This is a genomic window from Arsukibacterium indicum, assembly GCF_019100565.1.
In the GTDB taxonomy this organism is placed as follows: Bacteria; Pseudomonadota; Gammaproteobacteria; order Enterobacterales; family Alteromonadaceae; genus Alishewanella; species Alishewanella indicum.
The window spans coordinates 81031-103023 of sequence record NZ_JAHRID010000004.1; the positions used below are offsets into that span (position 1 = coordinate 81031).

The following is a 21993-nucleotide window of genomic DNA, read 5'->3' on the forward strand; positions in this document are numbered from 1 at the left end:
TGCCACTATGTTAATCGTAGATCGTGGGGATTGGGTCCCGTTTATGTTGGGTTTTCAGGTAGATACTGATGATCCGGTCACGAATTTCAGTTGCCACCTGTTTACCTTCCAAAAAGTCATCAATTTGATCATAAGTTAAACCCAGCGCCGCTTCATCGGCTTTTTGCGGGCTCAGACATTCTAAATCGGCGGTTGGAGTTTTGCCGACTAACTGCTCTGGTGCACCAAGTTTGGCTGCTATGGCCCGAACCTGGCGTTTACTTAAGCCAAATAATGGCGCTAAATCACAGGCGCCATCACCCCATTTAGTATAAAAGCCGGTAATATTTTCGGCTGAATGGTCGGTGCCAAGCACCAGGCCGTTATTAAGTGCAGCAATATGGTACTGGGCCATCATCCGGCAGCGGGCCTTAACATTACCTTTGGCAAAATCGGCTTTTGCGTCATCAATATTGCTCTGGCCTTCAAGTGCCGCCAGGGTGTGTTGATGTAAAGCATCAGCGGCATCTTTAATATTAACAGTGAGTGCTTTCGTCGGGCTGATAAACCGGACAGCCAGTTGTGCCTCTTCTTCATCCCGCTGCGTGCCGTATGGCAGACGCATAGCGATAAACCGGTAACCACCGCCGTGCTCTTTGTTTAGTTCATTGATAGCCAATTGAGCCAGCCGGCCACAGGTAGTGGAGTCGACGCCACCGCTTATGCCAAGTACCAGGCTGGTCATTCCTGCGCTTTGTAATTGTTTCTTAATAAAATTAACCCGGCGGCTTATCTCAGCGTCGGTATCAATTTCTGGTAACACCCGCATTTGGGCAATAATCTGTTCTGCCTGCATGTTGCTTAGCCCTTAGTTGAAAGTGCACAATATCTTAACGTATCTGGCGATAATAGGATCAACTAATTACTGCTAAAAAGCTGATGCTGACGAGCGCTTGTATTATACTGGCGCTATCTTCTGGACCTGAGCTTTGGAAATCGTGATGAAAAAAATTGAAGCCATTATTAAGCCTTTTAAACTGGATGATGTACGCGAGGCACTGGCCGATATCAATATAACGGGGATGACAGTGACAGAGGTAAAAGGCTTTGGCAGACAAAAAGGCCATACCGAATTATACCGTGGTGCAGAATATATGGTGGATTTTCTGCCAAAGGTGAAGCTTGAAATTGTGGTTGGTGACGAGTTGGTTGAGCGTTGTGTCGAAGCGATTATGAAAACTGCCCAGACCGGCCGGATTGGTGATGGCAAAATTTTTGTGTTTGAAGTAGAACGGGTAATACGAATTCGTACCGGCGAAGAAGACGAAGAAGCGATTTAACCGCTGGCAACTTCTGCAGTTGATCGAGCTGGTTGGTGAGAGGCTCTTGCAAAGCAAGGCTGTAAGCTACCAGTCGAAACTTAGTTGGTCTTTGCTTTTAACCGCTTTTCTCGCTACTGGTCGCTTACGGCTGGCATGACGGGCTATTACTTTGTTTTTCTGTTGTTGCCAACGACAAGCCGGCTGACTTTGCAACCAATTGCTGAGTTTTGCTCTGGCTTGCTGTCTTGCTTGCTCAAGTTCAATGATTGGCGCCGGATAATCACGGCCGATGGTACAACCAAACTGTTGTTGTAAAGTTTGCGGCATCAGCCATGGGCTGTGCAGCCAACTGTTTGGCAACCTTGCCAGCTCTGGCAACCACTTGCGGATAAACTGGCCTTCAGGGTCTTTCAGTTGGCTTTGTTTCAACGGATTGTACATCCGGTTTGGATTAATGCCGGTTGTGCCAGCCTGCATCTGAATTTGAGGGTAGTGAATACCCGGTTCATAATCGACAAAACATTGCGCCAGATGCAGCGCAACAGGGCGCCAGTGCAGCCATAAATGATAGGTTGCAAAAGCCACCAGCATCGCCCTGCCACGAAAGTGCAGCCAGCCGGTTGCCAGCAGGCAGCGCATCGCGGCATCAATCAACGGAAAGCCGGTATAACCAGTGCGCCAGGCGTTGAAAAATTCCGGATTAAATTCTGTTTCCCGTAAACCGTCAAAGCCAGGGTGCATATTAAAGAACTCTATTGCCGGCTCGTCTTCCAGCTTCTGCATAAAATGACAATGCCAGCGTAAGCGGCTGAAAAATGCCTGGAGCCCTTGCCGGTGCCAGCCATCATTTTGCTGCTTAATTGCCAACAAACTTTGCTGTTGCAACTGGCGTAAGCTCAATTGGCCATAACTTATTATGGGGCTTAATCTGGAGCAGCTGTTAACAGCTTTGGCAGGGAGCGAAATATGTTGCCGGTAATGGCGACTACCCGTTGTGATAAAACGGCTGAATAGCTGCTGTGGGTCTGATGGTTGCTGCAGAATGCTGACAGCTGGCAAGTCATCACGACGCTGGGGCGCCAGTTTGGTTAAATTGTCAGGGCCGGATGTTAACCAGGGTAGCGAGCCGGGGGGTGGGCAAGCTGGTGACCTTAGCCAGCTGTCTGCCATTTCAAACCAGTGATCCCGGTTTTTAAGTGCGCGAAAAACAGCAAACTGACGGTACTGCTGCCAGGGTATCTGTAGGCTTTTCAGAAGTCGGCTTACGGCAAGGTCGCGCTGATAAGTCCAAAGGTTACCGGTTTCTTCGTGGCTGAGTACGCGTTGCACAGCGTATTGCTGGCAAAGCTGGCGTAAAACGGCAGTGGCTGCACCTTTTACAACCAGTAACGGCTGGCCTAAAGCCGTGAGCTGCTGATTAAGCTGCTGCAGTGCCTGTGCTATATACTGCCAGTGGCGCAACGATACGTCGGGTTGCTGCCAGTAATCGGGCTCAATAATATATACAGGCAATACTGCACCTTGTCTGGCCGCATGCCATAAGGGCTGGTGATCATCTATGCGTAAATCGCGTTTAAACCAAACCAGGCTGGTCATGTGTTTATGCCGGTTTGTTGGTTAGTTTTGCCAGCCAGCTTTGCCAGTGGTCGGGTATGGTAATATCCGGCGATGGCTGATGAACTAAACTGCCTTGTGCTGTCAGCTCAGGTAGCATTGCCCGGACAAAGTCGCCGTTTTTATCATAGCTGAGCGCTTGCTTAATGACATTAAACTGTCGTTCACTACTGTTACCACTACCGGCGATATAAGCCCAGTTACCCCAGTTGCTTGCGACGTCGTAATCGAGCAAACGCTGTTCAAAGTAAGCAGCACCCAGCCGCCAGTCGATGCCAAGGTCGTGGATCAGAAAACTGGCAACATTCTGCCGCCCGCGGTTGCTCATTAAACCGGTTTTGTTTAGCAAAAGCATGTTTGCATCAATAAATGGCACCCCTGTTACACCAGCACACCAATTATTAAATTGCTGCTTCTGGCGACCAGACAGAACAGGCGTACTGAAATCGAGCGGCCCTTTAATGGCCTGTCTGCTGAACCAGGCATTGCCATATTTACGGAACTGCCAGCGAAAAAACTCCCGCCACAACAATTCAAATTTCAGCCAGTAGGTTGAATCATTTGCCTCGACCTGTTGCTCATACTTAAGAATTTGCTGCCAGCAGAAGCGCACAGATAAACAACCTGTAGCCAGCGGTGCCGAAAATTTGCTGGCGTAGTAATTGCCGTTTAATTCGTTACGACTGCTTTTGTAGTGACTGATAGCCTGTTGCCGCCAGATGTAGTTATCCAACCGTTCTAGCGCCAGCTGCTCGTTGCTGCCAGGCTGATCTACTTGCTGGCTGAATGCAGCGAGCTGACTGAAATTCTCAGTTAATTTATCTGACTCTCCGGGTGTCAGCCAATGCTGCTCTGGTTGTGGCTTATATTCAGCAACAGCAGAGGCAACCTGAAGCAGTGGCTCCCGTTGCTTTCGAAATGCACTAAAGCTGTCTGGCAACGTTTCCAGCGATGGGGCTAACAGCTCACTGCCCAACAGGCTGTTAATATCCAGAGTAGCAACCCGATATTGCCGGCTAAGTGCCTCGATAATTTGCTGCTTACGATAACCGGTTGGGGTGGCCGCTATTATTTCGCTTGCGTTAAGACGCCTGGCTAATTTGGAGATTTCTGCAAGCGGCTCGCCAAACAGGGTAATCAAACCTATATTTAGCCTGGCCAGGGCTTGCTTCGTATCGGCTATAAGTTGCAAGTGTTGTTGCAGCCTCAGTAAGCTGGCACGGGCTATACCATATTGCTTTGCAAAGAAGGCGGCCTTGTCCAGGCAAACGACCGCTACCTGCCGCAGGTTATCTACAGGTTTTCCTGGATCAGAGCCGTACCAAAGTAAGGGGTTATCATGCAGCCGCAAGGCCTGGTTCAGCAGTATCAGGCGGCTCATAACTTGTCCAGTTTAATCAGATAATCTTCTGCTTTATCACGCAGGGCTTGTTGCTGGGCGGGCGCTTTATTATGCCAGTTTTTATAAGCCAGTTGCATCCTGGCATTACTGCCCAGCTTTTGCTCATTGCGTGCCAGAAAATCCCAGTACAACACGTTAAACGGGCAGGCATCATCACCCGTAGAGTCTTTAACCTTGTAATGACAATGCTGACAATAATTACTCATCCGGTTAATGTATGCGCCACTGGCGGCGTATGGTTTGGAAGCTAATACTCCATCGTCTGCATATAAAGCCATGCCAAGCGTATTTGGCAGTTCCACCCATTCATATGCATCAGCATAAACAGCCAGATACCAGTCAGTCACTTCTGTTACATCCAGGCCGGCCAGTAGGGCAAAGTTACCAGTTATCATCAGACGCTGAATATGATGAGAGTATGCATGGGTCATGGTATGGCTGATAGCTTGCTGCATGCAGCGCATCTTAGTGTTACCGTGCCAATAATAGCCAGGCAGGGGGCGCTCTGCGTTAAGAAAATTGCGGGTTTTATAGTCTGGCATCAGCAGCCAGTAGATGCCCCTGATGTACTCTCGCCAACCAATTAACTGGCGGATAAAGCCTTCGGCGGCATTAATGGCAACTTTTTCCTGTTTGTAAGCGGCTTCGACTTTCTGACACATCCAGCGAACATCCAGTAAGCCGCAATTTAAGTAAATGGAGCAAATACTGTGAAACAAAAAGGGTTGGTCCATCAGCATAGCATCCTGGTAATCACCGAATTTGCCCAGTTGTTCGCTGACAAAATGATTAAAAGCCTGACGCGCCTGCTTTCCCGTTACCGCATAGCAGAAGTTGTCCGCCGTTCCGGGGTTGTCTGCAAAATGCTCAGCGACCAGTTTTATTACCTCTGAGGTGATCTCATCCGGTTTGAATTGCATGGGTGCGACTGCTTTCAAGTCAGCTGGCGGGGTTTTGCGGTTAGCTTTGTCAAAATTCCACTGGCCACCCAATGGTTGCTTTTTGCTGTCGAGCAATAAACCGGTGTAGCGGCGCATTTCCCGGTAAAAATACTCCATCCGCAGCTGCTTGCGGCCGTCAGCCCACTTTGCAAACATGGTTGCATTACATAAAAAGCGGTCATCTTCCAGGATGTCCACTGGCACCTTAAAGGTTTCATGCCAGCTATCCAATTCCTGCTTTAAACGATACTCACCACACTCAGTAATCATAATGCCGGTTAGTTTGGGGTGTTGCTGCAGGCAATGCTCCACGGCTGAGCTCAGTGAGCTGAAGCCTTGCTCATAATCCAGGTAGATAACCTTATTATCCTGTTGACGCAATACTTCGGCAAAATGCCGCATTGCGCTAAACAACAGAATAATTTTATGTTTATGATGTTTTACGTAGCTGGCTTCCTGCTTCACTTCTGCCAGCAGAAAAATGTCGTCTTTGTCAGCTTCACGAAGTGCTGATAAAGCCGGACTGAGCTGATCTCCCAGAATAACGATAAGCTTGGCCATACATCCTGACTCTTGATAACAATAGTCAGTGGTACGCGTCGCTCTGTGGCGCAGATCAACGATTTACCCTGTTGTGGCCTTTTGCTGCAACGGCATATTGCGCTGGGTTAACAAGCGGGTATGATAATGACAATATTCAGAACATAAGGACTTTGCAGATGGCGGATTTAGGTACTGGGGCAGCGACTGGCCGCTGGATAAAAGCGCTGGTAATCAGCACGCTGCTGATAACACCACAAATTGTGCTGGCGCAGCCGCACAATCATAAACACTCTGAACAGCATGAGCATGAGCATGAGCATGAGCATGAGCATGAGCATGAGCATGAGCATGAGCACGAGCACGATGAGGAAGCGTTCACAAATGCCGGCACTCATGTCCATGGCGAAGCCATGTTAACCGTTATACTGGAAGGCAATGAAGCAATGGTAGCGTTGCAATCAGCAGCATATAATATCGTTGGCTTTGAACATGCGCCAAAAAACAGTGAACAACGCCAGGAAATCAACGCGGCGCTGGATGTACTGCGTGGTGGTAAATGGTTTGCAATTAACCCACAGGCAGGGTGTGAGATAGCGGAAGCAGACGCCAATACCGATTTAACTGCTGAAGTCAGTAGCGCCCACAGCGATTTTTACGCCAATATCAGCCTGGTTTGCCAGCAACCGGCTCGCCTTAATGAAATGAGCGTTAGTTTATTCAACCTGGTGCCAAGCGTGCAGAAAATAACGGTGCAGTGGGTAATAAACGGTCAGCAGGGAGCAACCGAATTACGCTTAGCTAATAATACAGTGTCATTTTAATCACCCTCAAAATTACCCGGCCTAAAATTAAAAAGCCCTCGTTAACTTTGGTTAAACGAGGGCTTTACCTTTGCACTAAAAGCTAAATGGCACTAAAGGCTAATAGGTATACTCTTCCACTGAATCTGCCTTGAGGCTGTAGGCCGCGTTTGCCAGATCATGGCTCATTGGCTGGGTGGTGATGGTGCCACTAATCCAGAATGGCGAGTAAATCATATCGGCTTTCAGGTTTTTGGCACCACTGACAAATATAATCTGATTTGGTGGTGGTGGCGGTACATGAATACAGGCGCCAAAATAAGGCACCAGAAAAAAGCTGGTGACATTTTGCTGGTCGTCAAATTCCAGTGGCACAATAAACCCCGGGATCCGAACCTTAGTGTTATTAAACTCTTCTTTTACTTTGGCAGACTGTAAAATTTGCTGCCACTGGCCGGCAGCCGGGTCGTCACCATTATAATTATCGTCAAAGGGTGAGGGCTGACTGTAATCATGTTGTATTTCCGGCATTGCCTGTAATGCGGCCAGATCTTCTTCTGGCATTAAATCAGTCCATTCGATGGTTTTAACTTCGCTGGCACTTAGCAACATGCTAAAGCTTGCGACCAATACCATAGATAACGTAACAGATAACTTGTTAAGCATTGGAGCTTACCCTCTTAATTTTGCATAATAGACGCTCACTAACGAGGCAATCATAACATGACCGGGATTCAACCTGTGACCGACAAGCCGAAAATTCCTGCCATTGAGCTCAAAAATGTGCTGTTCTACTATCAGACTGCAGCGTGGCAACTTAGTTTACCTGAACTGACCTTGCCGCAAGGTCAGCATCTATTTATCAAAGGCGCCTCAGGCAGCGGCAAAACAACACTGCTTAATTTGCTTGCCGGCATTATCACGCCAAAACAAGGCGAAATTAAACTCGGTGGTGAACCATTCAGTGGTTTATCGCCAGCAAAACGCGACACACTGCGAGCCCGTAATATTGGTGTGGTGTTTCAGCAGCTTAACCTTATTTCTTACTTATCAGTACTGGACAATGTACTGTTAAGTGCTCATTTTGCCGGCCTGAATAAAGCCGCCAGCGAACAGCGGGCCAGAGCGTTATTGCAAAGTCTTGGTCTGGGCCCTGAGCTCATCACGCAACAGGCCGCAGCACTGAGTGTCGGCCAACAGCAGCGGGTTGCTATTGCCCGTGCCTTGCTAACCCGGCCTGCTTTACTGATTGCCGATGAGCCCACCTCCGCCCTCGATGCTGATAACCGTGATAGTTTTATGCAGGTATTGCTTGAACAGGCTGAAGCCTGCCAGACCAGTGTGATTTTCGTCAGTCATGACGCCAGTTTACGGCGCTATTTTAATCAGCAGCTGGATATGCAGCATTTGGCACAAGGAGTACAACCATGTTGTTAAAGCTCGCCAGGCAAAGCCTTTGGAACCGCCGTGGCACGGCACTGATGACGTTATTTTCCCTGACAATAAGCCTGGTACTGTTGTTCGGTATTGATCATCTGCGTAAAGAAGCACGGCAAAGTTTTACCAGTACCATTTCTGGCACTGATTTAATTGTCGGTGCCCGCTCAGGCCAGCTTAACTTATTGCTGTATTCAGTATTCAGAATTGGCAATGCCACGGCCAACGTCAGCTGGGCAACATACCAGCGGATAAGCAAGCATCCGCAAATAAGCTGGACTATTCCAATGTCGTTGGGGGATTCACATCGCGGCTACCGGGTGCTGGGCACAAACCTCGATTACTTTAAACATTACCGCTATGCCAATGGCCAGTCTTTACAGTTCAAAGAGGGGCAGCCGTTCAACGAAGTTTATGACACTGTGCTCGGGGCCGAGGTCGCTGCTAAGCTGGGTTATAAATTGGGGGATCAGATTACCCTGGCGCATGGTGTTGGTGCAGTCAGTTTCAGTGAACATAAAGATAAGCCATTTGTTGTTACCGGTATTCTCGCACCAACCGGCACGCCGCTGGACCAAACGGTGCATGTAAGCCTGGAAGGGATTGAGGCTATTCACCTTGACTGGCAGCAGGGGGCGCCGATGCCGGGGCGTAGCATCAGTGCTGAACAAGCGTTGACCCAAGACCTGACGCCCAAAGCGATCACCGCCTTTATGGTTGGGCTGGAGTCCAGAATGGCCACATTCGTGGTGCAGCGGCAAATTAATGAATTTAAGGGAGAAGCGCTGTCAGCGATTTTACCTGGCGTAGCGCTGGCTGAATTGTGGCAAATGCTTAGTATGGTGGAAAACCTGTTGCTGCTGATTACGTTATTGGTACTGGTGGCAGGATTAGTTGGCATGATGACCACGCTACTGGCCTCGATGAAAGAGCGGCAGCGGGAAATGGCTATTCTGCGGGCTGTTGGTGCCCATCCATGGTACTTGTTTGTGCTAATCCAGTTGGAGGTGCTGCTACTGACTATTCTGGCCTTATTGGCTGCAGCAGTAACACTGGTTATTACGTTATGGGCATTACAGGATACCCTGGCAGGCAGCTATGGCCTGTTTATCAATATCAACCCGTTCAGCTTGCAAACTCTGTACTGGGCCGGTGCCGTCTTGCTGGTCAGTGCTATGCTGGCTTGTATTCCGGCATTTACCGCTTATCGGCGGGCTTTAAACGATGGCCTGGCGATCAGGCTGTAGTGGTGAACAGTACTGGTAGTCCGGACACTGGTAATTGAAAGTAGCTGGTTGCCGTTTAATCAGCGGCAACCAGTTGTTGCTGCATCCAGCGTACAGTAGTGCCCATATCATAGGCTCTTGGCAACGCTGTGGCCGGTGATGACGCATCCGGCGTTACCAGAAAGCTGAATGCATAGTTCTGGCGCAGCCCCATTCGCAAATCAGTTAATACCAGTTTATTGTCCTGCGACTGCAGGCTATAAAAGCCATGGCTGAATGCTGCAATTCTTGCAACGTCAGGATGGTTGGCATAGCGGGTTTTTAATAGGCTGTCTTGCGGGAAAAACTGATATTCAATAGCTGCACTTTGGCCCAATATATTATAGAAACCTTCATAATATCCGTGCTCAGTCATTACCAGTACGCGCCATAACAAGGTGTTAAAAGGCGTAGGGGTAACCAATACTGCTTCAGCTGCCGGCTCAGGCAATTCAGCCTGTACGGTAGCGGTTATCGATTGCTGGGCTGCAACACTCCAGAACAGATAAACTGATGATAACCCTAAACCATATGCTGCAGCCTTGCTAGACCACTGCGGCCTGAGCAGCGCTATAACCAGAGCACCTAACAGCGGTAGAGTATATAACGGATCAATGATGAAAATACTGCCAACGCCAAACGGGGTATCGGTAAAGGGTAAGCCCAGCCGGGTACCATAAATCGTCATCACATCCAGTAGCGGGTGGGTAATCAGCACCAATGCTATTGCCAGCCACCAGCGGAGAAAGAGCGCAGATTGGCGGTGAACCGCGCTGATAAGCCAGGCGAGCACCGGGCTGAATAACGCCAGATAAAGCAGGGCATGAGAGTTTGACCGATGGCTGACCATATTAGCAATGGCGTCACCAGAACTAAATAATACGTCTAAATCGGGTAAAGTGCCGGCTACCGCGCCCCATACTACGGCTTGTTTAACCGGAACTTTGCGACCCATAACCAGGGTCGCGACGCCGGCACCTAAACAAATCTGACTTAATGAATCCATAATAGTGGTCTGAATATTAACAGTATTGCTAATACGGCACTTATCAGGCTATGGCCCATTTTAAGTCGGTATTGGAGAGCAATTGCCGGCTTGAGGCAACCTCTTGTGGCTCAGTTAACAATTGGCTGCTCAGACGCTGCATCAGCTCACGATATTCTGGCTGCAGGTTGGTAACAACTTGCCTGGCATCAAGATAATAGGGGGCACGTTTACCGTTAAAGTCAATCGCTTCGCCAATCTGGTTAAAATTAATACCAATCCGTTGCAGTATTCTGGCCAGGCTGGGCTCAATGGTAACGAAACCATGATAATAGCCTTTCTCCAGACACATTGCGGTCGCCATCAGGTATAAACCGATAGCAATATAGCGGTTAAAAGGGCGGGATGAACTGCTTAATGCCGGTAAATCTTTGGCTGCCGCGTCTTTAATTCTGCGCCGGAACTTAGCGGCAACAGCCAGCCGGGAAATTTCGCAAACTTGCTGGCGGGGGAAACAGGCTGGCATTAAATTCGGCGCAGTAAAACGACCTGCAAAATATTGCTCAATAGGCAATGGGCCCGGTTCCTGTTCGCAATGAATTAACCGGACAGTACCGGCAACTTCACCCGAGCTGGCGTCAGCCAGACTGCAATGCAGGGCCCGGCGATCAAATTCGTCCTGTTCAAGCCCTGATGGCCTTGGCGGTTCAAAATTAAGTTCTTCACAATATACTTTATGCCGCAACCGATACACACTATTCTTTTGCTGGTGGCTAATAGCCTGGGAAGCCTGAAAAAAATCACTGAAATCAGATAGGTTTAGTTGGTTGTCTGGCTGTGTTGCAGATAATGCCGGCACAAAATCGTCTCGCTCCGGCTGTCGTAATGTCGGATTCAACAGTGTCATCGTTTTGCCCTAAAGATGATAGTACTACCAAACCTATCGATAAACTTACGGTTAATGTTTTCTATGCCTGGCCTGATAAGACATAACCGTCCATGCTAAAGTAAGGGCGCACTTCATTGTGCTGAGGCGCATTTACTATGCAGATCTGAGCACGATGGGTCAAACCTGAAATCAGCTGTTCTGTTTCAATAAAAGATAAAAATTGAGTAATGACTTGATTTTACAGTTGTTAATTTTTTAAACTTTTTTATCACTGTTTCGTTGATAAATTAAGCGCAAGTTCATAAAACGGCGTTTTACACGAAAAATAGCGGGGAATGCGTGGCAATTACAATATCAGGAAGTGTGACTATCGAAGACAGTGAACTGGAATGGCAATTTATCCGTGCCTCCGGTGCTGGTGGTCAGCATGTTAATAAAGTCGCCACCGCAGTGCAAATTATTTTCGATATAGCTGCGTCATCGCTGCCTGAGTTCTATAAGCATCGGTTACTGAATCGCAGCGATCATCGTATTACCAAAAGCGGTAAAGTTATTATTAAATGCCAGCAGAGCCGCAGCCAGGAAATGAACCGCGAACTGGCATTGGCCCAGTTTATTGAGTTGGTGCAATCGGTTGCTAAAGTCCAGAAAAAGCGGGTAGCGACCAAACCTACGTACGGCAGCCAGCAACGGCGGTTAGAAGGCAAAAAACAGCGCAGTAAAACCAAGGCCTTGCGCCAGGGCAAGCCAGAGCATTAGCGGTATACGGGCTCAGATACAAAAGGCCAGCATATGCTGGCCTTTTGCTTATATCTGAGTTGTGATCAGTTGCCGATATGCACCTGCGGCACGTCAGTAAAGGGTTTAATACCAAATTCAGGATACACCTGAGATGGAAAATAAATCTGGCCATCTTTAACTACCATGGCTACTTTTTTAATGGCGCGTAAATCTTGCAGCGGATTACCAGGTACCAGGAAAAAGTCGGCCAGTTTGCCAGCGTCAATACTGCCCAATTGCTCACCGTGCCCTAAATAGTTTGCCATATCGTAAGAGGCCCGGCGCAGAACCTCTGCGTTTGACATGCCAATCTTTGAAAACAGCTCTAACTCGCGGTGCAGCTCGAACGCACCACCTAAATCTGTACCGGGAACAATAAATATCCCCCGCTGGTGCATCAGGCTCAATGTCGCCAAAATTTTGTCAAAAGCCGCCCGGTAGGCGTTATCTTCTTCGTCGTCAGCTACGTTTAACAGTGCCTGTTTGGCCGAGCGTTGCACCCCAATAGGCATATTATCGATGTAATCAACCATACCAATCCGGGTTTCGCCGTTGCGGCCGGTAAGGCCGAATTCATGGATCACTATAGTTGGGTCTATCGCAATATTTTTATCAACCATAATATCCAGCGAGGTTTTAACCGCTTCGCTATTGAGGTCCAACTCAGCAAAGCGTTTCATGCCAGTGATCCGGAATAAGGTCCGGGTATCTTCTTCCCGGTCCAGCACCCAGCTCAGCATAAGTTGGTTAATATGAGTTACTTCGTCATAGCCGCTTTGCATCATTTCATCAACTTTCGAAAACGCCGGAATGTGGCCTGCCACCCACATACCGTGTTTTCTGGCTTCAGCCACCATGGCCGGCACCCAGTCACCTTTGATCGAACTGTAAATTTTAATCTGATGATAGCCGCCACGCTCCGCATACATTTTTACTAAATCCACCGCTTCCTGTTCAGTTGCTGCCAACTCACCGGTGGCAGCTGAAAACGGGCTTTTACCTTCAATAAAAGCACTTTTGCTAATACGGGGCCCAATTAAAATATTGCGTTCGATTTTATCTTCCAGGGCCTCCAGTACATCCATTTCATTGCCCATATCGCGTACCGAGGTAATCCCGGCCATCACGTTTAACAGGGCATCATCGTCACTCATATGAGCATGCATCTCATATAAACCCGGAATAAGGGTGCCGCCGTTGCCTTCTATGATGACCTCATTGGCGGAAGGCGTTTGCACCACGGCGTCGATCGAAGCAATTTTATTCTGATCCAGCAGCACAGATTTCGGCTCGGAAAGTGATAATGTCTGTGGTTCAAAAATCCGCACATTGTTAATCCGTACCGGCTTGTCAAATATGTTGGTAGCCCGGCTTGCAATCGCTTCAAAGCGGGAAGCATTCAATTCTGCCGCAAGCTGCCGTAATTTTTGATCTTCGCTTATCAGGTCATTCCGAAGCAATGTAAAGCGAGGTGACAAATAACCGAGCATTTGCCGCTTGCTGTCAAGCGCAATATAGCTTGGGTCTAAACTGATCCCGGAAATAGCATAGATACTGGCCTCTACCGGCGAATCGGCATTGGCACTTTGCAGGGGAATGGTATCAATTTGCGCTATCCGAAGTTCGCCGCCAGGCAGCGCAGGTAACGTATTGTTTTCGCTATTAAGCAGCGCCCTGGCATAAATATACAGAGCATAAGGGCTGGCGTTTTGTGCCACATACATTGACTCATCCGAGACCGTTTCGGTACCTCCGCCAGCGGCATCCTGCCATGATGCGCTGCCGTCAGCACTCTGAAATGACTCAGCAACGGCATTGCCAAACACCGTTTTGCCATCAATTTGCCATGCTAATGGCAAACCGGTATCAGATAGCCGCAGGCTTTCAACGCTGCTTGAGCCCCGGCCATTGTTGCTATAGCCATAGTCAATATTCAGCTGATTATTGAGTCGTTCAACTTTAAGCTCACCCACCTGGGTGCCACCAAATATCACGGCATAGGTTTCATTACTTTTTACTGCTTGCTGACTACTAGTGTTGCTTTGCGACACGGGTTTGTCTGCAGGCGAGCAGCCAAATACACCAAGAAACAAGATGCTTAGGGTCAGATGTTTAAACATAAGAAAGGCCTGTGGTGGGGGTATGAACGCTTAGTATTACACAGCGTTTTAAAAATACAATCAGCAAACCGGGCAGAAAATTATAATTGATTCAATAGCTAAGGCAATTTAGTAAACTAGGTAATTGCTTTTGCAAGCAGAAAACCAAAAGGCCAGCTTGCGCTGGCCTTTTGGTTTGTGTGGTGGAGCTGGGGGGAGTTGAACCCCCGTCCGAAAAACCTACATCTTCGGTACTACATGCTTAGCACATTCATTTAGTTAACCCTATGAGCGCCGAATGGCAGGCTATCGTCGGGCGAGCCTGATTGGTTTTAACGTGTTGTCTCCAGGCGAAGACGCGACGCGATTCTGTTAGGGGTGATCTTCCAGAGTCTCAGCTTACAGACATGCGTGAGGGGAAGAGCTATCTACTGCCTATTAAGCAGCGATTGCGTAGTTTTCGTCGTTTGCGACTAGTTTTTTGCGGTTTTTTTACGAGGCCTACCGCACCTCGGCATGCACCTAGGAGTTCGTGAATCCCGTCGAATCCAGTATCAGCCCCGAATTCTTTGGTGTAACACTAACACTCTCAGTGTTTGGCTATTGTACGCCTGCTATCTGCTTATAACAAGGAGCAATATGTTGCAGGGTATTCAATTGCCGGTCTTACTTTCTAACTGTCACCCTCATTAGATGGTGACAGGCCCCGGAAGTTTCAAGGCCGGGGGTAAAATTAGCGCTTGCTGTGTTTCATCATCCGTTCTTTTTCGCGTGACCAGTCACGGTCTTTAATGTCATCACGTTTATCGTGCTGCTTTTTACCCTTGGCCAGATGAAACTCGACCTTTACCCAGCAGGCTTTCCAGTACATGGCTGTGGCAATCAGGGTATAACCATCACGTTCCTTTAAGCCGATAAGCTTATTTAACTCACGTTTATGTAATAACAGTTTGCGGCTGCGGTCCGGGTCACAAATAACATGGCTGGACGCGCTTTTTAAGGCCTGGATTTGCGCGCCAAATAAGTAAGCTTCACCGTCTTTCAGAATAACGTAAGCGTCAGACAGGTTTACCTTGCCTTCGCGAATGCTCTTCACTTCCCAGCCCTGCAAACTTATGCCAGCTTCATACCGGTCTTCCAGGAAATATTCGTGGCGGGCTTTTTTATTGACCGCAATAGTGCCGTTGGTGTTTTTAGTTGGTTTTTTTTTGCTCATAATCCGCTATTTTTGCTAACGCGCTGACCGGGTACGCTGCTCTGGATCCCGATGAGGCCGCGCTTACCGGCCTTGTTGCCCCGCGTTATTCTGTTACAATCAGCAGCGAGTTTTAAGGGGAGTGAGTATGCCACAAATTGAGCGCAGTGCCTTGGTTTTTTACAGTGCGCAACAAATGTTTGACCTGGTGAATGCCGTACCAGATTACCCACAATTTCTGCCTGGCTGTACTTCTGCAGACATTTTAAGCCAGACTCATAATGAGATGGTGGCTAAGTTACAGGTTTCCAAGGCGGGCATTGGTCAATCTTTTACCACCCGCAACATTTTGCACCCGCATGAACGCATTGATATGCAATTAGTCGACGGGCCTTTTAAGCGCCTGCAGGGCGGCTGGCAGTTTAGGCCACTTAGCGAAAACTCCTGCAAAGTGGTACTGCAGCTAGAGTTTGAATTTTCCAGCAGACTGGTGCAATTTGCCTTTGGTAAAGTATTTTCTGAGCTGGCGGCAGCCATGGTCAATGCTTTTACCCAGCGGGCTAAAGTGGTTTATGGAGCAAACGGTAATGGCTGAACAGTTAACAGTAGAAGTGGCCTATGCGTTACCGAAGCAGCAAAGTTTACTGACATTATCAGTATTGCCAGGTAGTACTGTGCTACAGGTTATTGAACAGTCGGGTATTTTACAGCAGTACCCCGATATAGACTTAAGCCAGCAAAAAATTGGTGTCTGGAGCCGGCCGGTAAAGCCGGAAGAACTGGTTAAAGAAGGCGACAGAATCGAAATTTACCGGCCGCTTATTGCCGACCCTAAAGACTTACGCCGGCGCCGGGCCGAGAAAGCAAAAGAAGAGGGGCGGGCTGACAAAGTTACCGGTGGTAGAAAGCAGGAACACTAGTAGGAGTGACTGCCGAACCAGTTTACCCACAACGACACGTCGTAAACCCATCCATGGGGCCTCGTTTCCGCCCGTCCAGGGCTTCAACGGTCGTTTTAGGGTAAACTGATTCTTGTATAAAGATTGTTATGGCGATTTATCAGATATCCAGTGGGGTATTAAAATCTTCTGATTTTTTAAAGTCACCGGAAATATCCAGCAATTTGTTATCTTTGAATTCTACAATCAGTTGTTTTTCAAAATTATTGCCGCGGCCACCTTTTAACGAATAAAAGTAATGCCAGGTGTCGTTGTCAAAGGCATTTTCAGCAACCGGACTGCCCAGTACAAATTTTACCTGTTCTTTGGTCATGTCGACCCGCAGTTTATCAATGTCTTTCTGCTCCAGATAATTACCCTGAGGCACGTCAATCCGGTATATCACGTTAGAGCAGGCACTCAGGCTGGCCAGTAGGCCCAATAAGGCTAAAATTTGTACTACTTTATTCATCATCTTCGTCTGTTAAGTCCGGTTGCGGCTATCATACCCTATGACAGCCTCACTGAAAAATCTTCTTTCAGACTGCCGGTGCACACAAAAGTTCGCGGGCATTGGCCAGCGCACTGGCACTGATATTTTCACCTGCCAACAAGCGGGCTATTTCACTGATACGTTGTTCATCGCTTAAACAACGCATCCGGGTTTCGGTGGCCTGACCGTCAGTGTATTTTTCCACAAACAGCTGCTGATGCCCCTGGCTGGCGACCTGCGGTAAATGGGTAACACAAATAATTTGTGTAGTTTCGCCGAGCTGGCGTAGCAGTTTTCCGACGCCGGCAGCCACCGGGCCACTGATGCCAACATCCACCTCATCGAAAATCAGGGTAGGGGTGGTAATTTTATCTGCCAGAATCACCTGCACCGCTAAACTTATTCTTGATAATTCACCACCTGAAGCCACTTTAGCCAGTGGTTGCAAGGGCTGGCCCGGGTTGGTTGATACCGTAAAACTGATAAGATCCCAGCCATGATTGCTGGCCTGCTCCAGACTTTGCGCCTGGACATTAATTTCAAAGCGCGAATTTGCCATGCTTAGCTCATGCATACTTCCGGCAATAAGGGCGCTTAACTTGCCGGCAGCCTGCTGGCGTTGCTGATGTAACTCGGTAGCAAGTTGCTGATACTGCTGCTCTGCTTCCGTCAGCTCGGCTTCCAGCTGTACCAGCCGCTGGTCATCACCGGTCAGTTCTGCTAATTGCTGTGCCAGCTGCTGGTGAAATTCCGGCAGTTGCTCAAAGGTAACCTGATGTTTGCGGCTTAATGTCAGCCACTGGCCCATTCGCTCGTCGATTTCCTGCAGCCGCTCCGGGTCTAATTCTACTTTATCAGCATAGCGGCGCAGCTCGCGGCTGGCTTCTTCGGTTTGCATCAGCGCATCGGCTAACATCTGCTGCAGTGGAGTTAAACTGTTGTCGAGCTGACAAAGCTGCTCCAGTTGCTGGTTTACCACTGACAGTGCCTGATAAATAGAGCCTTCATCACTGTCATAAAGTTGTTCAATACATTGCTGGCTCTGGCTAAGCAGCGTCTGGCCATGGCTCAGCCGGCTTTGCTCTGCTTCCAGCTGGGCAAACTCGTCATCTGCTGGCGCAAACTGGTCCAGCTCTGCCACCTGGTATTCCAGTAATTGGCGCTGGGCATCACGCTGTTGCTGACTGTGTTGTAGTTGTTGGTATTCCTGTTTAAAAGTTTGCCATTGCTGATAGCATTGTTTCAGCTTAGAACGAAGTGGGGCATTGTCGGCAAATGCATCAAGTAACTGGCGTTGATAATCGGCCTTTAACAGTTGCTGATGGGCATGCTGACCATGAATACTCAGTAAATACTGGCCCAGCGCTTTAAGTTGCTGAGCCGGCACCTGCACTCCGTTAATATAGCCGCGGGAACGACCCTCGTTATTGACTACCCGCCGGACGATACATTCGCTGCCCATTGCCAGGTCTTGCTGTTCCAGCCAGCGCTGAGCCTGGGGCAGTGCTGCAATATCAAACGTTGCCACAATATCGGCTTTATCAGCGCCGGGCCGCACCACCGTGGCGTCGGCCCGTTCACCTAAACACAGTGACAGCGCATCAATAGCAATAGATTTACCGGCACCGGTTTCACCGGTGATGGTGGACATGCCGGCTTGCCAGTCTATTTCCAGTGCCCGCACGATAGCAAAGTTGCTGATATGAAGATGGCTTAACATGCTTGACTCCCGTCAGGATTAATTACCGAACAATACTGTGTTTAGTTACAGTGTAAATTTATACAGTAATTTAAATTTATGCAAGCCTGATTTGCGAACAGCAGAGTTTCGTCAGTAAAGTTTTGCGCCCCAGCCCAGTTTATTGCGCAGAACATGATAGTAGCTGTACCCCGGCGGATGGACCAGTCGCAGTGGGGTAGGGTGTTTGCGGATATAAATTTCATCTCCGGGCATTACCGCCAGAATAACATGGCTGTCACAGCTGATTTGCAGATGAGCGTCATTACTGTCGGCGACCTTCAAACATATTTCGCTGTTACCCGATACTACCAAGGGTCTGCTGCTCAGGGTATGCGGGAACATGGGTACCAGACACATTGCATCTAAATCCGGCGTTAAAATAGGCCCACCCCCGGAAAGTGAATAGGCGGTGGAACCGGTAGGGGTGCTGACGATAAGTCCGTCAGAGCGCTGACTGTAGACAAATTCGTTATTAATATAAGCTTCGAACTCAATCATATGAGCGACTTTGTCAGCATGTAACACTGCTTCATTTACTGCGCTGTTGCTGCTTTTAATGCTGCCATGCCGGTGAACGGAGATTTCCAGTAAGTTGCGCTTTTCAGTAACGAAGTTACCATCCAATACATCAGACAGCGGTTGTTCGAAAAACTCCGGGGCTAAATCAGTCAGAAAGCCTAAATTACCACGGTTAACGCCAAGTACTGCAACATCAAACCTGGCCAGCACACGTGCGGCGCCCAGCATATTGCCATCGCCACCCACAACAATAGCTAAATCACAGGTTTTACCCAGATCAACCAAATCAAGTACTTTAGCGTCGGCCAGTGCCAGTGATTGCGCCACCCGTTCCTCGACAAAAACCTCCAGGCCCTTGGCACAAAGGAAATGATACAGGCTTACCAGCGTATGGTTGGCTCCCTGATGATTAGGCTTGCCGATCAGGCCGATTTTCGTAAACGCATGACTCATATTTTTGTTCCTGGCTGTCATTTTGCCAGTATAGCGGCCCTGTTGGTCCGCGACCAGCGTCTGCACTCTTTTAGTGAATTATCAACTTGATATTGCTATTTTAGCCCCCAGATCCAAAAGCAACACAGATAAAGGTATTAAGTAGTATGGCGGTTGCGCTAAGCAGGGCAGAGCTGATCTTAAAGCTGATAGTAGAGCAATATCTGGTGGACGGTATGCCGGTATCCAGCAAGCTTATTGCCGAAAATCAGGCGCTGGATGTCAGCTCAGCTACCGTACGAAATACCATGGTGCAATTAGAGCAGCAGGGGTTGATCCGCTCACCTCACACCTCGGCCGGCCGGGTACCTACTACCAGTGGTATCCGCTTATTTATTGATAAAATGCTTACCATGCAGCCGCTTAGTGGCCGCTGGCAAGCCGAAATTCAGCGTCGGCTGGTGCCTACCCTGCCGGTGTCGCTGTTGTGTCAGCAAGCCGGCCAGCTACTTACCAATCTGACGGGTTGTGTTGCTATTATCAGTGCGCCCAAAGCCAGTGGCCGTGAAGTCAGACAAATTGATCTGGTGCGGCTTACCAGTGACCGCTTGTTACTGGTGGTGATTGATGAAGACGGTGATATTCTGCACCGGGTGCTTGATTGTGCCCAGAGTATTGACAGCAGTACACTGGGTAAAGTGCTGTGTCTGTTAAATGCAGCGCTGGCAAATGGCCAGTGGCAGGATGGTATTGCCCGGCTTGCCAGTATTGCCAGGAACGAAACCGGTTGCAGCCAGCTTTTGATAAACAATGTGCTGGGGCAACTTAGTCTGGATGAGTTTTTGCAGCATCAACCGCTGATTTTTGGTCAGCATCAGTTACTGCTAAGCCCTGAGTACCAGCATAACCAGGCGTTGCAACAGGTTTTTCAGATGTTGGAACAACCAACAGGCCTGATTAACTTGCTACAGAAGGTAACGACAGACGAACATCCAAAGCTTATTCTGGGAAAAGAGTCCGGCTTTGTCGAGCTGGCACCGGTCAGTGTGATTAGTCAGCGTTATCAGGCTCACCCTCATCGCTTTATTGCGTTGCTTGGACCAAGACGGATGAATTACGCCAGCTTGGTGCCACTGGTGGAAGCCTGTGCTCATCGCTTAAATTTAAACTTGAATCGACAAAATCCATCCCCATAATAGACCTACTTTCATTTGGAGTAGTTAGCATGACAGAGCAAGCAAAGCCGAACGAGCAGGCTGAAGAGATGAAACAGGATACACCACAGCCGGAAAACACGGCTAATGAGCAGGCTGACACTGTTGAATTATCTGGTGAACAAGCGATAATTTCTAAGCTGGAAGCTGAATTGGCCCAGGCTCAGGCTAAGCTGGCCGATCAGCAGGATTTAATGTTGCGCATTAAAGCAGATGCTGAAAATGCCCGTCGTCGTGCCAGTCAGGATGTTGAAAAAGCCCATAAATTTGCCCTGGAAAAGTTTGCAGGTGATTTATTGCCGGTAGTTGATAATCTGGAGCGGGCGCTTGGTTTCATTAACCGTGAAGATGAAGCCTTTGCCGGTATTGTTGAAGGGGTGGAGCTGACGATGAAAAGCTTCCTGGATACGGTTGCCAAATACGGTGTCCAGCAAATTGACCCACAAGGCCAGCCATTTAACCCGGATCAGCATCAGGCAATGACCATTCAACCGTCAGCTGATGTCGCACCTAATACCGTGACTTTTGTAATGCAAAAAGGCTATGAACTCAATGGCCGTTTATTGCGTCCGGCGATGGTCGGTGTGTCAAAAGCACCAGAATAAATGAATTAATAAAAAACCGGCGAAAGCCGGTTTTTTATTAATTATAACAGCTCCCGATAAACATAAGCGGCCAAGGGATGTTGCTGTGCTTTTAAATCCCGGACAAAAAACTGGGCTATTTTGCTGGCGCCCTGCACGCTCAGATGGGTGTTGTCAGTGGTACCGTCCGGGAACTTGGCATACAGATCCGGCGGCACCTGAATAAAATAAGGCTGTGCAGCGGCTTTACCCAGTTGCAGCCAGAAGTCACAGCTTTGCTGCTGTAAATCAAAAAAACTCACCTCTGACTCACTGGCAACTTTAGCTGCAGCGTTGGCATAAGTGGCTAAATCACGTTTTAAGCTACCATCATCGGCAAAGTTGCGCCGGCAGATGGGGCTGGCCAGCATTGGTATGCCGCCCTTTGCGCGCACGTCGGTAATAAACTGCTGCAGGAAACGTTGATAGTCGCCGTCAGCTGCTGCATACCGGGCTGGATCCGACTGTTTGGAGTCGTTATGCCCAAACTGGATCAGTACATAATCACCTTTACCCAGCTCGCTTAACAGCAATTGCCAGCGGCCTTCGTTTAAAAAACGGCGGGTGCTGCGACCATTCGCTGCATGGTTAACAATAGTTAGTTGCGGCGTTAAAAACTGTGGTAAAAGCTGACCCCAGCCGCGCTCAGGATAGGCCAGGTTGGGTTTGTCCGACATGGTCGAGTCACCGACCAGGTGCAGTTTAACCCGTTTCAGTTCACTGGCCTGCAGTGGCAGCAGCACTAAGATGCTCAGACACAAGCACACCAGGCTTTTCATCGG

The 21993-nt window shown here is 48.7% G+C and carries 22 protein-coding genes and 1 other RNA gene; 9 read left to right on the plus strand and 14 right to left on the minus strand.

Annotated elements, in window-relative coordinates:
• Positions 1–10: 10 nt before the first annotated feature.
• Positions 11–835 (minus strand): NAD(+) synthase, encoded by an 825-nt coding sequence (gene nadE, locus KQY15_RS10170; protein ID WP_217669091.1) that lies wholly within the window; start codon positions 833–835, stop codon positions 11–13.
• A 145-nt stretch (positions 836–980) separates the two neighbouring features.
• Here nadE and glnB point away from each other — a divergent pair, with 145 nt between their 5' ends.
• On the plus strand, positions 981–1319 hold the full coding sequence (gene glnB / locus KQY15_RS10175; protein ID WP_213996766.1) for a nitrogen regulatory protein P-II: 339 nt from the start codon (positions 981–983) through the stop codon (positions 1317–1319).
• Between the two features lie 66 nt (positions 1320–1385).
• Here the strand turns inward: glnB and KQY15_RS10180 are convergent, their stop codons facing one another.
• From KQY15_RS10180 to KQY15_RS10190, 3 genes are read right to left on the minus strand one after another with little or no spacing between them, the layout of a single operon-like run.
• Positions 1386–2897 carry a cryptochrome/deoxyribodipyrimidine photo-lyase family protein gene (locus tag KQY15_RS10180; RefSeq protein WP_217669092.1) on the minus strand — a complete coding sequence of 504 codons (1512 nt, stop codon included), beginning with the start codon at positions 2895–2897 and terminating at the stop codon, positions 1386–1388.
• A gap of 4 nt (positions 2898–2901) precedes the next feature.
• Positions 2902–4296 (minus strand): DASH family cryptochrome, encoded by a 1395-nt coding sequence (locus KQY15_RS10185; protein WP_217669093.1) that lies wholly within the window; start codon positions 4294–4296, stop codon positions 2902–2904.
• Positions 4293–5819: a cryptochrome/photolyase family protein gene (locus tag KQY15_RS10190; protein WP_217669094.1), complete on the minus strand. Its 1527-nt coding sequence runs from the start codon at positions 5817–5819 to the stop codon at positions 4293–4295. Before KQY15_RS10190 ends, KQY15_RS10185 begins: the two co-directional genes overlap by 4 nt.
• 158 nt (positions 5820–5977) lie before the next feature.
• Here KQY15_RS10190 and KQY15_RS10195 point away from each other — a divergent pair, with 158 nt between their 5' ends.
• Positions 5978–6622 carry a ZrgA family zinc uptake protein gene (locus tag KQY15_RS10195; protein WP_217669095.1) on the plus strand — a complete coding sequence of 215 codons (645 nt, stop codon included), beginning with the start codon at positions 5978–5980 and terminating at the stop codon, positions 6620–6622.
• A gap of 99 nt (positions 6623–6721) precedes the next feature.
• Here the strand turns inward: KQY15_RS10195 and KQY15_RS10200 are convergent, their stop codons facing one another.
• Positions 6722–7267: a DUF3299 domain-containing protein gene (locus KQY15_RS10200; protein WP_217669096.1), complete on the minus strand. Its 546-nt coding sequence runs from the start codon at positions 7265–7267 to the stop codon at positions 6722–6724.
• A gap of 57 nt (positions 7268–7324) precedes the next feature.
• Here KQY15_RS10200 and KQY15_RS10205 point away from each other — a divergent pair, with 57 nt between their 5' ends.
• Positions 7325–8038 carry an ABC transporter ATP-binding protein gene (locus KQY15_RS10205; protein WP_217669097.1) on the plus strand — a complete coding sequence of 238 codons (714 nt, stop codon included), beginning with the start codon at positions 7325–7327 and terminating at the stop codon, positions 8036–8038.
• Positions 8029–9285 carry an ABC transporter permease gene (locus tag KQY15_RS10210; RefSeq protein ID WP_217669098.1) on the plus strand — a complete coding sequence of 419 codons (1257 nt, stop codon included), beginning with the start codon at positions 8029–8031 and terminating at the stop codon, positions 9283–9285. Before KQY15_RS10205 ends, KQY15_RS10210 begins: the two co-directional genes overlap by 10 nt.
• Positions 9286–9340: 55 nt before the next feature.
• Here the strand turns inward: KQY15_RS10210 and KQY15_RS10215 are convergent, their stop codons facing one another.
• Together KQY15_RS10215 and KQY15_RS10220 are read right to left on the minus strand one after the other, a co-directional pair.
• A complete protein-coding gene (locus KQY15_RS10215) occupies positions 9341–10309 on the minus strand; it encodes a metal-dependent hydrolase (RefSeq protein ID WP_217669099.1) in 969 nt (322 codons plus the stop codon).
• Positions 10310–10352: 43 nt separating this feature from the next.
• A complete protein-coding gene (locus KQY15_RS10220; RefSeq protein ID WP_217669100.1) occupies positions 10353–11195 on the minus strand; it encodes a PEP-CTERM/exosortase system-associated acyltransferase in 843 nt (280 codons plus the stop codon).
• 321 nt (positions 11196–11516) lie between these two features.
• On the opposite strand from KQY15_RS10220, the gene arfB reads away from it, so the two are divergent.
• On the plus strand, positions 11517–11936 hold the full coding sequence (gene arfB / locus KQY15_RS10225) for an alternative ribosome rescue aminoacyl-tRNA hydrolase ArfB (RefSeq protein WP_217669101.1): 420 nt from the start codon (positions 11517–11519) through the stop codon (positions 11934–11936).
• Between the two features lie 65 nt (positions 11937–12001).
• Here arfB and KQY15_RS10230 read toward each other — a convergent pair whose 3' ends face one another.
• From KQY15_RS10230 to smpB, 3 genes are all read right to left on the minus strand, one after another.
• On the minus strand, positions 12002–14077 hold the full coding sequence (locus tag KQY15_RS10230; protein WP_217669102.1) for an amidohydrolase family protein: 2076 nt from the start codon (positions 14075–14077) through the stop codon (positions 12002–12004).
• Between the two features lie 180 nt (positions 14078–14257).
• Positions 14258–14618: a transfer-messenger RNA gene (ssrA, locus tag KQY15_RS10235) on the minus strand.
• 171 nt (positions 14619–14789) lie between these two features.
• Positions 14790–15272 carry an SsrA-binding protein SmpB gene (smpB, locus tag KQY15_RS10240; protein ID WP_217669103.1) on the minus strand — a complete coding sequence of 161 codons (483 nt, stop codon included), beginning with the start codon at positions 15270–15272 and terminating at the stop codon, positions 14790–14792.
• A gap of 127 nt (positions 15273–15399) precedes the next feature.
• Between smpB and KQY15_RS10245 the strand changes: the two genes are divergently transcribed.
• Positions 15400–15846 carry a type II toxin-antitoxin system RatA family toxin gene (locus tag KQY15_RS10245; RefSeq protein ID WP_217669104.1) on the plus strand — a complete coding sequence of 149 codons (447 nt, stop codon included), beginning with the start codon at positions 15400–15402 and terminating at the stop codon, positions 15844–15846.
• Complete coding sequence (locus KQY15_RS10250; protein WP_217669105.1) at positions 15839–16171, plus strand: RnfH family protein; 333 nt, start codon at positions 15839–15841, stop codon at positions 16169–16171. The genes KQY15_RS10245 and KQY15_RS10250 overlap by 8 nt, the downstream gene beginning before the upstream one ends.
• A 139-nt stretch (positions 16172–16310) precedes the next feature.
• Here KQY15_RS10250 and KQY15_RS10255 read toward each other — a convergent pair whose 3' ends face one another.
• The 3 genes from KQY15_RS10255 to nadK all read right to left on the minus strand — a co-directional run bounded on the left by KQY15_RS10255 (position 16311) and on the right by nadK (position 19395).
• Positions 16311–16661 carry an outer membrane protein assembly factor BamE gene (locus KQY15_RS10255; protein ID WP_217669106.1) on the minus strand — a complete coding sequence of 117 codons (351 nt, stop codon included), beginning with the start codon at positions 16659–16661 and terminating at the stop codon, positions 16311–16313.
• 67 nt (positions 16662–16728) lie between these two features.
• A complete protein-coding gene (recN, locus tag KQY15_RS10260) occupies positions 16729–18402 on the minus strand; it encodes a DNA repair protein RecN (protein WP_217669107.1) in 1674 nt (557 codons plus the stop codon).
• 111 nt (positions 18403–18513) lie between these two features.
• A complete protein-coding gene (gene nadK / locus KQY15_RS10265; protein WP_217669108.1) occupies positions 18514–19395 on the minus strand; it encodes an NAD(+) kinase in 882 nt (293 codons plus the stop codon).
• A gap of 146 nt (positions 19396–19541) precedes the next feature.
• Between nadK and hrcA the strand changes: the two genes are divergently transcribed.
• On the plus strand, positions 19542–20570 hold the full coding sequence (gene hrcA, locus KQY15_RS10270) for a heat-inducible transcriptional repressor HrcA (RefSeq protein ID WP_217669109.1): 1029 nt from the start codon (positions 19542–19544) through the stop codon (positions 20568–20570).
• A 29-nt stretch (positions 20571–20599) separates the two neighbouring features.
• A complete protein-coding gene (gene grpE, locus KQY15_RS10275; RefSeq protein ID WP_217669110.1) occupies positions 20600–21193 on the plus strand; it encodes a nucleotide exchange factor GrpE in 594 nt (197 codons plus the stop codon).
• 41 nt (positions 21194–21234) lie between these two features.
• On the opposite strand, the gene KQY15_RS10280 is transcribed toward grpE, so the two are convergent.
• Positions 21235–21990 carry a rhamnogalacturonan acetylesterase gene (locus KQY15_RS10280; RefSeq protein ID WP_217669111.1) on the minus strand — a complete coding sequence of 252 codons (756 nt, stop codon included), beginning with the start codon at positions 21988–21990 and terminating at the stop codon, positions 21235–21237.
• Between the last annotated feature and the right edge of the window lie 3 nt (positions 21991–21993).